The 12,233-nt window shown below is 57.7% G+C and carries 10 protein-coding genes; 7 read left to right on the top strand and 3 right to left on the bottom strand.

The window, feature by feature from the left end; all coding sequences use genetic code 11:
• Positions 1–20 precede the first annotated feature (20 nt).
• From ERD78_RS03325 to ERD78_RS03305, 5 genes are all read left to right on the top strand, one after another.
• The gene (locus ERD78_RS03325) at positions 21–2,063 is read left to right on the top strand and encodes a metallophosphoesterase family protein (RefSeq protein ID WP_129967829.1); all 2,043 of its coding nucleotides are present in this window, start codon (positions 21–23) and stop codon (positions 2,061–2,063) included.
• A 28-nt stretch (positions 2,064–2,091) separates the two neighbouring features.
• Positions 2,092–3,057 (top strand): Bug family tripartite tricarboxylate transporter substrate binding protein, encoded by a 966-nt coding sequence (locus ERD78_RS03320; protein ID WP_129967828.1) that lies wholly within the window; start codon positions 2,092–2,094, stop codon positions 3,055–3,057.
• Between the two features lie 143 nt (positions 3,058–3,200).
• A complete protein-coding gene (locus tag ERD78_RS03315; RefSeq protein WP_129967827.1) occupies positions 3,201–4,106 on the top strand; it encodes a LysR family transcriptional regulator in 906 nt (301 codons plus the stop codon).
• Positions 4,107–4,288: 182 nt separating this feature from the next.
• Positions 4,289–5,269, top strand: coding sequence for a Bug family tripartite tricarboxylate transporter substrate binding protein (locus tag ERD78_RS03310; protein WP_129967826.1), 981 nt, complete (start codon positions 4,289–4,291; stop codon positions 5,267–5,269).
• A gap of 80 nt (positions 5,270–5,349) precedes the next feature.
• On the top strand, positions 5,350–6,369 hold the full coding sequence (locus ERD78_RS03305) for an amidohydrolase family protein (RefSeq protein WP_129967825.1): 1,020 nt from the start codon (positions 5,350–5,352) through the stop codon (positions 6,367–6,369).
• Here ERD78_RS03305 and ERD78_RS03300 read toward each other — a convergent pair.
• Together ERD78_RS03300 and ERD78_RS03295 are read right to left on the bottom strand one after the other, a co-directional pair.
• The gene (locus tag ERD78_RS03300; protein WP_129967824.1) at positions 6,355–8,214 is read right to left on the bottom strand and encodes an ABC transporter ATP-binding protein/permease; all 1,860 of its coding nucleotides are present in this window, start codon (positions 8,212–8,214) and stop codon (positions 6,355–6,357) included. The genes ERD78_RS03305 and ERD78_RS03300 overlap by 15 nt on opposite strands.
• A 96-nt stretch (positions 8,215–8,310) precedes the next feature.
• Positions 8,311–9,345, bottom strand: a complete 1,035-nt coding sequence (locus ERD78_RS03295) for an aldo/keto reductase (RefSeq protein WP_129967823.1) — start codon at positions 9,343–9,345, stop codon at positions 8,311–8,313.
• A gap of 144 nt (positions 9,346–9,489) precedes the next feature.
• Between ERD78_RS03295 and ERD78_RS03290 the strand changes: the two genes are divergently transcribed.
• Positions 9,490–10,374, top strand: coding sequence for a LysR family transcriptional regulator (locus ERD78_RS03290; protein WP_129968319.1), 885 nt, complete (start codon positions 9,490–9,492; stop codon positions 10,372–10,374).
• 42 nt (positions 10,375–10,416) lie between these two features.
• Here the strand turns inward: ERD78_RS03290 and ERD78_RS03285 are convergent, their stop codons facing one another.
• The gene (locus ERD78_RS03285; RefSeq protein WP_129967822.1) at positions 10,417–11,049 is read right to left on the bottom strand and encodes a cysteine hydrolase family protein; all 633 of its coding nucleotides are present in this window, start codon (positions 11,047–11,049) and stop codon (positions 10,417–10,419) included.
• A gap of 175 nt (positions 11,050–11,224) precedes the next feature.
• Between ERD78_RS03285 and ERD78_RS03280 the strand changes: the two genes are divergently transcribed.
• Complete coding sequence (locus ERD78_RS03280; protein ID WP_129967821.1) at positions 11,225–12,226, top strand: GlxA family transcriptional regulator; 1,002 nt, start codon at positions 11,225–11,227, stop codon at positions 12,224–12,226.
• Positions 12,227–12,233 lie beyond the last annotated feature (7 nt).

Genomic DNA, 12,233 nt, shown 5'->3' with positions numbered 1-12,233 from the left:
TAAGGGCTCGGAGGCCAAGAATGTCGCTTGTATCGTCATCCAGATCGCCGGTTTTCAGTTTCGTCGTGGTTGCCGACACGCATATCAATGAGGATGAAAGCCTCTCCAGCTCTCCGTATCAAACCAATGCGCTCGCCAACGCCCGCGCTCGCTACGTGTTTCAGGACATCGCAGCTATGAGCCCTGCTCCCAGGTTTGTCGTCCATCTGGGCGATATCGTGCACCCGGTGCCATCCCTTCCAAGTTTCATGCAAGCGGTGGAGAACTTCAGGTCCATTTCCAGTTCGGTCAAGGTGCCGATTCACTTGGTGCCCGGCAATCACGATGTCGGCGACAAACGCGTGCAGGGAATGCCGGCGGATCAAGTGTGCGATGCCTACCTGGATACGTATCGCAAGGCGTTTGGGCGTGATTACTATGCTTTTGACGAGGGCCCGCTGCGCTTGGTGCTCGTCAATTCACTGCTGATCAATTCCGGCCTGGACGAGGAGGTCCGGCAGCGTGAATGGCTGGAGGAGCAGCTGTCTTCCGCAGGCGATCGCCGGATTTTCCTGTTCATGCATTACCCGCCATATATTTATTCAGAAGATGAGCGCGGCAATTACGACAATATTGACCAGCCTGGCCGAGACTGGCTGCTTGATCTTATGCGCCGGCCACAAGTGGAAGCCACATTTGCGGGGCATGTCCATAATTTCTGGTACGACCGGGTGGGCGAGGGCGAGTTTTATATGTTGCCGTCTACCGCATTTTTGCGTCATGACTTCACCGAGTTCTACCGCACTGCGCCGGATGTGGAGTTTGGCCGTGGCGATGCGGAGAAGTTCGGCTATTTCATCGTCGATGTATATGCCGACGGACATGTGGCTCATTCGGTACGGACCTTGGGCCGCCAGGTGTCCGGGGATTCGGAAGCCTTCGCGCCCGTTGATCAGTTCCTCACACATCCGAAGACTTCCATGCTCGATAACATGGGTGTCGAGCTGCGCCATCCCTGGGCAGAAAGCATGCAGATAACAGCGACGGGCGGCGTGCAGGAGTTCGGCCGGAAATGGGCGCGGAACGACTATCCGCTGCTGGCTCTTTGGGAAATGGGGGTGAAGCTTTCAAAAGTTCCCGTGCTTGATCTTGAGGAACAGGAATCCCGCACACGCATGCAGCTGATGGCCCGGATGGGACACAGATATGTCGTTACGACGCTGGGGCTGCCGCGAGGCGCCCAGTCCGTGGACGAGCTGTCGCGAGCGGGCGTGGCAGCCTATGAAGTCAATTTTCCATCGGCCCAGTTCGAGATGCATCGCCATGCGTTGAAAACGCGAAGAGAAACAGACGGGGTCCAGATTTTTTACTCGCCCATTCTGAGCCATGATCCCGACCAGTATGACGGGCAGCATTTCAATCATGTCATAAAGGCCGGTTTCAGCCTGGAGGATCTGGATGGCGTCGCGCAGACCATGTCGGCATCCAGACAGGCCGGGGAAATAGACGGTGTAACGGTAAGGATTACACCCGATCAGGATCTTCTGTATGCGTATCGCGAGATGCGCGCTTTTCATGAGCGTACGGGATGCGAGATCCTGGCATCGCTGAAGCTGGCTGGCCCAAGCTTGGCGAAGGAACGGGCCGACGACGCTGCCAATGTGGCCAGTGTTGCGCAGACTATCGTGCTGTCGCGAGCAAGCTCCGGCATTCGATATATATACGACACATTCATGGATGTGGATCGCGGTTATTTCCCTCGCCATGCCTTCATAGACCGGCATTTCAATCCCCGCCCGATGGCGCGCGCATATTGCTGCCTCAACGCGCTGCTGTCGGGGCTGGGAGACTGTCAGCTGACGGACGTGGACAAGGCCACGGCCGAAAGCCTCGAGTTCAAGGCGGGTAACCAATCCTTCAGGCTGGTCTGCGCAACGGCCGCAGGTTTTCGACAGCTTGAACACCTGCCATCAGGAGCCGCTGTCCTTGATCTGGCAAGCGGCCAGTATACGAATGCGGCTTCGGTGCTCGAGGAGGCTGAAGCTGATGGATTACTGCATGTTGTATTGATCACCCTCAAATAGGCATCGATGCCAATAAGGAGACAAACCCATGTCATCACGAATCATCATGCTTGCCATTGCTGCGGTCGTGTTCTGTGCGGCAGTGCCTGCTCAAGCGGCTTATCCCGACCGGCCCGTCACATTGCTTGTGGGATATGCTCCAGGTGGCTCCACGGACATCATTGCCCGCCTGCTGGCCAAATCCTTGAGCGATCAATGGAAACAGACTGTGGTTGTCGAAAACAAGGCTGGTGCAAGCGGCATGATTGCCGCGGACTCAGTCGTCCGTGCCGCACCCGACGGCTATACGCTATTGCTTGGATACACGCCTGAAGTTTCGATCAACAAGCTTGTGTTCAAGGAGATGCGCTACGATCCCATCCATGATCTGACGCCTATCGCGCTTGTCGCCTCGGCGCCGCTGGTGCTCGCTAGCGGCCCGAAGTTGCCGGCCAGAAACTGGAAGGCACTGCTTGCGCTGAAGGGCAAGGAGACGGCGATTGCATACGGATCGCCCGGTGTTGGCGGGCAGCAGCACATGGCTGGCGAGGTGCTCAAGCGCCTGACCGGTTTGCCTTTGCAGCATATCCCTTATCGCGGAACTTCGCTGGCGGTGCAGGATCTTGTTGGCGGGCAGATAGATCTTTTCTTTGCCACTACGCCGCCTTTGTTGGGCAATATCCGTGCTGGGAAGATTTGGCCGATTCTGGTTGCTGGCGACAAGCGCGAGAAGTTGCTTCCCGATGTCCCGACGGCTGTTGAACTGGGTGTGCCCGATCTGCAGCTCACAAACTGGTTTGGCGTATTCGGGCCGGGCCAGCTTCCCGATCCGATCGCTCAAAAAATCGGCACGGATGTCATGGGCATCCTGGCCAGCAAGAGTTTCATTGAGGAGCTGGAAGCAAAAGGCCTTACGCCCACGCCCTTGCAAGGCGAGGACTTTGCCGGCTTCATCCAGGATGAAATGGCGAAATACCAGCGCATTATTCAGGAGACAGGCATTTCCCAACGCTAGCGCTTGGCCTTTCCTTGGGAAAGGCAGTCATTTCAGACAGCTGTCGAGGAGATAGATGCGCCGCGTCATATTGAGAGGCTGCGGAGGCGCTCAAGGATATACTGGGCCATAAGCCGCCAAGCGCGAATCAGAATTGGTCTGGAATGGATCTACGACAGCTGGAGTATTTCATCTATGTGGCTGAACTCGGCAGCTTTACACAAGCTGCCCGCGTTCTGGGTGTCGGACAGCCTGCACTCAGTAGGCAAGTGCGCAGACTGGAAGTGGAAATAAGGCAGACGCTCTTTTACCGCAACGGCAGGGGTGTAAGCCTGACAGAGGCTGGCAAACGTTTGCTTGCTCATGGTCGTACCATCCAGATGCAGTTTGAGCACGCACGCCACGACGTTGAGGATGCCCGCGGCAGTCCGGTGGGACGAGTCACCGTTGGTTTTCCTTATGCCGTTGGCCGGGCGATTAGCGTCCCATTTGTCCAGGCCTTTCGCCAGCGTTATCCCAAGGCTGACCTGTGTATTACAGAAGGACTGACCATACACCTATACGAGTGGTTGTTGTCTGGCCGTGTCGATATCGCCTTGCTGCATGATCCGGTGCCGTCACCGAGCCTGGATATTCGTCCAATACGGAACGATGAGCTGTTGGTGCTTGGGTGCCGAAAGCGGAACCAGCCAGCGATGGGTGCCTCCATACCCTTGCGCAAGATTGCGGATTTGCCGCTAATCATCCCTTGTCGCCCGCACACTTTGCGGATGATGATTGAGACGCAGCTAGCCAATATGGGCCTCAAGCCTCGGATAGCGCTTGAGGTTGATGCTGTGGCCACAATCGTCAATCTTGTGGCGCAGGGGCTCGGTTATGCGATCGCGACCCGGCATCCGGTCGTAATCAGCACCGTTCAGTCCAACCTGCAGATGCATCGCATTGTAGAACCGGGCCTGAGCAGCGTACTGGCTATGGCAACCTCGGCGGAACGGCCATTGACAACGCTGGTGCATCGCACGGCTGAGTTGTTGAGTGAAATGCTTCTGAAAAAATCTTCATCGCATTGACTTGATGGTTGTGAGGTGGAAGCGCCCACTGACTATCTCCAAGCTATGTTTTTAAGGAATATCAGCTAGGCGGAAATGTCGGTACTAGCGGTACTCTCACGGCGCTACTATCCTTTTCATCCCCGGCAAATACCGGCATACCGGGATGATGCTCACTACAACAAAACAAAGGAGACACAGCCATGAAACCAAGACTGGGCCACATGCTTGCATCGGTCGCGTTGGCGATTCCCCTGATGGCGGGTGTTGCAGCGCCTGCGCATTCCGCGTATCCAGACAAGCCTCTCACACTGGTTGTGCCCTTTCCGCCAGGCGGGGCCGTGGACACCCTGGGACGGCTGTTTGCAGATAGCATAAGCAAACAGACTGGCCAATCGGTGATTGTGGAGAACAAGGCTGGCGCCAATGGCAATATAGGCACCGAGGCGGTGGTAAGAGCGCCTGCCGATGGCTATACGTTACTGATCGCAGCAAATGGCATGGCCACCAATCCGTCGCTTTACACCAACCGAAGCTTCAATGAAGTGGATGACCTGAAACGCGTAGCCTATCTGGGTTATGCGCCGCTGATTCTTGTGGTTGCGTATGACTCTCCATTTAAATCCTTCAATCAACTGATCTCGGAGGCCAAATCCAAGCCGGGCACGATTTCCTTTGCCACATCAGGGGTGGGTAGCGCCCCGCATCTGGCGACGGAACTGCTTCAGATCAAGACTGGTACGAAGCTTATGCATGTGCCATACAAGGGCGGTTCGCCCGCCAAGTTGGATCTGGTGACGGGGCGGGTGTCACTTATGTTTCTTAATCCACTCGAAGCCGTGCCCCAAGTCCAGGCGAAGAAGCTGCGGGCGCTTGTTGTTGACAGCCCGCAACGCCTGCCGCAGCTTCCTGATGTGCCCACAGCGCAGGAGCTGGGCTATGACGGCCTCCAGGCACGAGTTTGGTGGGGCTTTGCTGTGCCTGCGGGAACGCAGGACGAGGTCGTGAACGTGCTAAACAAGTGCATCAACACTGCGCTGCAAGATCCACAAGTAAAGGAGAAGCTCGATCAAATGGCGGTCACCACCGTAGGCGGCAGCCCACAGGATTTTGAGAAATTCTATCGTGATCAGGTAGCCACATGGGCAACGGTAGTCAAGACAGCCGGCATAAGCCCACAATAATGTGGGAGGCTGACAGATGAAGCTGATGCCGTGCATTGCAATACAGTTTGAATTCGATACTCTGCCGAACCGGATGAAGCATGATTATTGACTGTCACGGTCACTACACGACGGCGCCTGCGGGACTGGCGGCTTTCAGAAACTGGCAGCTTGAACAGCTGGCAAATCCTGCGGCACGGCTCATGGACCCGGGAGTCGCTGTCAGCGATGATGAGATCCGCGATTCCCTTGAGGAAAACCAACTGCGTATCCAGCGTGAGCGCGGCGTGGACCTGACGTTGTTTTCCCCACGGGCGGGAGGGATGGCACATCATGTGGGTGACACCGCCGTAAGCGAAGCATGGGCTCGTCATTGCAATGACCTGGTTTACAGAGCTGTGTCGTTGTATCCGGATCGCTTCGCAGGTGTGTGCCAGTTGCCGCAGTCACCCGGCGTCGGTCCGGCAAACTGCGTCTCGGAACTTGCGCGATGCGTGGAGGAGTTGGGCTTTGTGGGATGCAATCTCAACCCTGATCCCACTGACGGTTACTGGCGGGATCCTCCCATCACTGACCGTCACTGGTACCCGCTGTATGAAAAAATGGTGGAACTTGATGTGCCCGCCATGATTCATACCAGTTGCTCCTGCAATCCCAACTTTCACTTTACAGGGGCACACTACATCAATGGCGACACGACGGCTTTCATGCAGTTGGTGCAGTCCGACCTGTTCAGAGACTTTCCCACGTTGAAGTTTGTGATCCCGCATGGGGGGGGCGCCGTGCCGTATCACTGGGGTCGATACCGTGGCCTGGCCCAGGACATGGGCCGCCCGCAACTGGAGACCTTGCTGCAGAATGTCTTCTTCGACACCTGCGTATATCATCAGCCGGGCATTGAGTTGCTGCTGCGGGTAATTCCTGTCGATAATATCCTCTTTGCCTCGGAAATCGTAGGTGCCGTGAAAGGCGTCGATCCCCGTACAGGATTCAGTTACGACGACACCAAACGCTATATTGATGCCGTGCAATGGCTTCCACCCGCAGATCGCGACAAAGTCATGGGAGAAAACGCATTGCGGATATATCCACGACTGCGCAAGCGGTTAGGTATCAGGTAGCGGTTCCCATGTTCCGGACGCCGCTGGAGGATATGGAGCGGACGCGGGCAGCATTTGCCAGCCACCTGTGCCGTCTCCCGCAACGAGCAGCTGATTCGCATGGTGGCGCAGCAGCGTACTGCGGTGGCCAACGCTGAGCAGTATCGTGCCCGGCAGTTGGCTATGCACCAGGCGGTACATGGCGTCCTCCAGCCCTTCATCCATTGCGGAGGTCGCCTCATCGAGCAGGGCGGCCCGGGGCTTGAGCAACAGAAGCCGCCCGAACGCCAGGCGCTGTTGTTCGCCGAGCGAGAGTATTCGACTCCAGTCATCCTCATCGTCCAGGCGTTCTGCCAGATGGCCCAACTGTACCTGAGCAAGCACGTCGCGCGCGGCCGCTTCTTGCGCCGCGTGGTGGGGAAGGTTGGGAAGGGGGCGTGGATAATACAGGGCGCCGCGAAGGCTGCCTTGAGGCAGATAAGGCTTCTGGCTGAGGAATAGCGTGTCGCCGAGTGGACGCAATATGGTGCCTTCGCAGTAGGGCCACAGGCCGGCAATGGCACGCAGCAAGGTTGTCTTCCCTGCGCCGGATGGGCCCCGTATCAGGAGCGGCGCATCGGGGCGAACCTCGAGATTCAATTGCCGCACGAGCGGGCGTCCGTCGGGTGTGGCAACGGTTAGCGCCTGCAGCGCCAGACAGTCTCCCTGGTTTCTGATATCCGGCTCGTGCAACTGCGCAGCATCGTCGATCCCGCGAGAGAATCCGCTGAGACGATTTAGCGTGGCGCGGTAGGTGGCAAACTGATCATAGGCATTGCGGAAAAATGAGAGATTGTCTTGTAACTGCCCGAACGCTTGCGCCGTTTGCATGAGATCTCCCAGGCTGATCTGCTTGGAAAAGAATCGAGGAGCCTGAATAATGAATGGAAATACCACTGCTGCCTGCGTGACGATGAAGTTGAAACCCAGGAATTTCAACGACCGGTAAACAATCTGCCATGCATTGGCTATGACCTGCGCGAACCGGCTGCGCAGCAGGGCGCCCTCCACGGCTTCCCCTGCGTAGAATGCGATGCTTTCCGAGTATTCGCGCAGGCGCACGAGCGCGTAACGATAGCTTGCGTTGAAGCGCTCATTCAGGAAGTTGAGCGGGATGAGTGGGCGTCCTATCCGAACCGCCATCACAGTGGCGATCACGACGTAGATGAAGACCAGAAATACCATGCCGCGCGGAACCTCCCAGCCTGCAACCGACAGTGGACCGGACAGTGTCCAGAGTATGACGGTGAAGGCGAAGGTGGAAACCACAGCGTTGATCACGCCTATGGACAAAGTGAGCGATCCGGTCACGAAATCGGCGACATCCTGCTGAATGCGCTGATCGGGATTGTCGACAGCCGTATCGAGATACTGGGTTCGATAGTAGGATTTGTTGTCGAGCCAACGCGAGAGCAACTGCTCGTTCAGCCATACCCGCCATCGTATCGTGAGCGCCTGCTGCACGTAGAAGTCGACGAGGGAACGCACGACATGTACGGTGGCCAGAATGCCGAACAGCGCCATGGCCATCCAGAATCCCTTGCCGTCCAGCTTTTGCAGGGCTGTGTACATGGTGTTGTACCAATCCGAGAATAGAACCTGCAGCCGTACCGCGCCCAGCGTAAGGAAAAGAATGAAGGCAAGTGTGGCCAGGGGCCGCCAGTCGCGTCGGGGCGAGAAATAGGCGGCTGAAAGCCGCCAGAATTGCTGTCCCCAGCTGCTGTAGCGTGCTAGGCCTGCTATGGCCAGGGCTGCCATGGCGAGGGTAATGACATAGGCCTTGGCCAGCCATAGTGCGCTGTCGAGTAAAGCGTTGTTCCAATCCATGGGTTGCGTCGTTGTTCTTTTTGGTTGTAGGAGGTTCTGGGACTGCATCCTATACACATTGAAGCACCAACGCCACCCACGGCTGCCCGCCGCAGGTCAGGTCAGGGGAGGGTTGAGTCGTGCAAAACCTTCCTGGCGCCGATATGGAAAATGCGGGTAGGGCGCGGTTACAAGGCTTGCCTTATCCAGCTTGGCGATCTGCTCATCAGTTAGAGACCATCCAACGGCGCCAAGGTTCTGTGTCAATTGCATTTCATTGCGGGCGCCCAGGATGACCGACGATACGGTGGGCCGCTGCAGCAGCCAATTGATGGCGATCTGAGGCACGCTTTTACCGGTCTCTTGGGCTATCTCGTCCAGGGCATCCACGATCCGGTAGAGATGCGCGTCGTCTATCGGCGGGCCGAAACGGGCCGTTTCATGCAGGCGGCTTTCTTCGGGAATAGGGGACCCGCGCCGTATCTTGCCGGTCAGGCGGCCCCACCCAAGCGGGCTCCACACCAGTGCGCCCAGGCCCTGGTCCTGGCCCAGCGGCATCAGGTCCCACTCATAATCGCGCCCGAGCAGGGAGTAATAGACCTGGTGGGCAACGTAGCGCGGCCATCCATGTCTGTCGGCTACGGCCAAGGATTTCATGATCTGCCAGCTGGCGAAGTTGGAAACGCCAACGTAACGGACCTTGCCCGCGCGCACCAGCGCATCGAGCGCGGAGAGGGTTTCCTCCACGGGCGTGTGTGCGTCAAAAGCATGCAATTGCAGGATGTCGATATAGTCGGTGGCCAGCCGGCCCAGCGCCTTGTCCACTGCGCATGTCAGGCGGCCTCGGGAGGTTCCGGCGTCATTGGGCCCATCGCCTATGGGCAAACCGGTCTTGGTGGATACAAGAACCTGGCTGCGCCGGCGCTTGATCGCCTCGCCGAGCACCTGTTCTGATGCGCCATCCGAATAGACATCTGCGGTATCAAACAGATTGACGCCATGCTCCAGGCAGATGTCGACAAGACGGCGCGCTTGCTGGGCATTGGTGGTGCCCCAGGCGCCGAACAGTGGGCCTGTGCCGCCGAATGTACCCGCGCCGAAAGCCAGCACGGGCACCTTCAAGCCCGATTTTCCAAGATGGCGATATTCCATGGTGTAGTCCTGATTGGAGTTTGAGAGAAGAATGCGGCGGGTCCGCCGCGCCTTTGATGCCTGATCGCCAACATAGTTTTTTTGGTTTAAATGTAGAATAGGTAATATTCAATAATATGAATTCGCATAAATCGAATAATCATGATAGGCATGGACCATTTGGCGCTGTTTCTGCGCATCGTCGAAAAAGGAGGGTTGGCGGTCGCCGGCCGTGATTTCGGCCTCTCGCCCGCCACCGTTTCCGAGCGGCTGGCCGCGCTCGAAAAGCATTACGGCGCAACCTTAATCGTGAGAAGCACACGCGCCATCAGTCTGACCGAAGAAGGAAGAGTGCTCGTATCAGGCGCTCGGCGTTTGCTCGCAGAAGCACAGGAAATAGAAAGCCGCATTCGCCTGGGCACCGAGACCATATCGGGGCCTGTACGCCTGAGCGCACCGGTGGATCTTGGCAGGCGCTATCTTGTTCCCATCGTCGATGCATTTCTGGCGGAGCATCCACAGGCCAGCGTCGAGCTCAATCTGGCCGATGGCTATGTTGATATGGTGGGCCAGGGACTGGATTTCGCAATCAGGCGCGGCATGCTGGCCGACAGCAGACTGCGCAGCCGCTCGCTCGGTGCTAATCGGCGTGTCGCCTGTGCGGCGGCAGCCTACATTGCGTTGCACGGCGCGCCGGCGCACCCGCATGATCTGGCGTCGCACGACTGCCTGCTGATGCGGTTCGGACAGCATTTGGATGCGGATTGGCCGTTTCTGGTAGATGGAAAGACGCTGCGCGTGATGGTGCATGGACGTCGAATTGCCAACGACGGCAGTTTGATACGCCAGTGGTGCCTGGCGGGGCATGGCATTGCGCTGAAGTCCATTCATGATGTTCAGGACGACCTGGCTTCGGGCGCGTTGGTCGAACTGCTGGGCGATTACTCAGCGAAGGGCTCTTCGCTGCAGATCGTCTATCCCGACAGCGCGGTGCAGCCCCGGCGTGTGCGCTTGCTGATGGAGCGCATTGTGCTTGCCTTCGGCGGCTAGCCGTAGCGGGTGTGAGCCCGCCACGGCTGTGCGCGAACAAGATCAGGCAGAGACCGTTTCCAAGGCGCGCTGGTGCGACAGATGTACATTGTCGATGGGGAGGTCTTTCCCGTCGGCAACCGCATCAATCCACGCATCGGTTGTGGCAACGGCGGCGAAATTCGAGTGAAACACGGTGCTGAAAACACGGTGGATTTCCTCTGCGCTGGCTTCGCCCGCCGCATTCCTGTAGGGAAGGGATCCCGTTGCATCGCTCAGGAACTCAACAGCCAATCCATTGTGGTGTGCGTGGTTGATCGAGGAGGCGTCGCAGTTGTGCGTCATGTAGCCCACGATGGTGAGCGTATCGATGTTGTGGTCTTCGAGCCATGGGGACAGGTCGGTGCCTGTGAATATGCTGGCTTTCCTTTTATTGATACGGTGATCCGCCGAGCGGTCTGCGACAACAGGGTGCAGTTCCCAATACGCCGATCCATGCGCGAACAAGGGCGCATCGGGCGGGGAGTCATGCTGGATGACGATAACGGGAATGCCTGCTGCCTTGGCGGCATCCATCGCACGGCCGATATTGGCCAGTGACGATTCAACGGGCGGATATTCGATCAGCAGATTGCCTGTGACATATTCATTTTGTACATCGATGACAGCCAGTGCGCGGCGAGGTGAAACGGACATTTTTTCTCTCCGGGAATGAATGGTTGAGGGTCAGCGGCGCATGTCGGATCGGGCGGATGAAAACAGCTGCATGGACCGCCTGCCGCCGTGCGCCAACTGATGAGATGTATTGTCCCCGCGATCAAGCCAAATAAACATTGGCCCAAAGATATATATTAGATAAAATTGGGCCATTATGAGATCACGCACAGCTATCGCTGACCCATTCAGGGTCGCAGTCATTGCTTTCGACGGCATCACCTCCTTTCATCTTTCCGTGCCTTGCCTGATATTTGGATCGAGGCATACCGGTACGCATGGCCCGGCTTTCGACGTGAAGGTGTGCGCCCAGGAGCAGGGCATGTTGTCAACCGCCTCGGGTTTCGACATCGCGGTTCATCACGATTTATCCGGAATGGACGGCGCTGGCATTGTTGTCATGCCGAGCTGGTATGACGACTGCCGGGATGCGCCCGAGCCGCTGATCAGGGCGCTTCAAAAGGCAAGCCAGCGCGGCGCGATCATTCTCGGGCTGTGCCTCGGCGCGTTTCCCTTGGCCCAGGCGGGCTTGCTGGATAGCCGGGTGGCCACCACGCATTGGGCGTTTGCGGATATCCTGGCCGAGCGCTATCCCCATGTGAACGTCGATAGCGATGTATTGTATGTGGATGAGGGAAATGTTCTCACCTCAGCGGGCGTGGCGGCTGGCCTGGACTGCAGCCTCCACCTGGTGCGACGCATTTGCGGTGCCGATGTCGCAAATCGGATTGCCCGCCAGTGCGTCATTGCGCCGCATCGGCAAGGCGGCCAGGCTCAGTTTATCGAGCGCCCTTTGCCGGTGTCCGCCGGCGAAAGCCGTGTAGCCGACGTATTGTCATGGGTGAGCGGCAATCTGGCCCAGGCGCACGGCATCGATGCACTTGCACGGCGCGCCGCCATGAGCCGGCGCAACTTCACGCGTCATTTCCGTCAGGCAACAGGCATGTCGTTCAAGCAGTGGCTGTTGAATCAGCGGCTGGCCCACGCGCAGCACATGCTGGAAAGCAGCGACGTATCCATTGAACTGCTGGCTCATCAAGCGGGCTTTGGGTCGGCATTGTCGCTAAGGCAGCATTTTCGCGCGGCATTCTGCACGTCGCCGTCTGCCTATAGAAAGCTGTTCCGGGCGAACGATGAAGGCGGAACGCCGCTGCATTGACCCGTCT

The organism is Allopusillimonas soli (genome assembly GCF_004153445.1).
Taxonomy (GTDB): domain Bacteria; phylum Pseudomonadota; class Gammaproteobacteria; order Burkholderiales; family Burkholderiaceae_B; genus Allopusillimonas; species Allopusillimonas soli.
The sequence above is the reverse complement of the archived record's forward strand: the minus strand, read 5'-3'. Positions and strand labels throughout refer to the sequence as shown.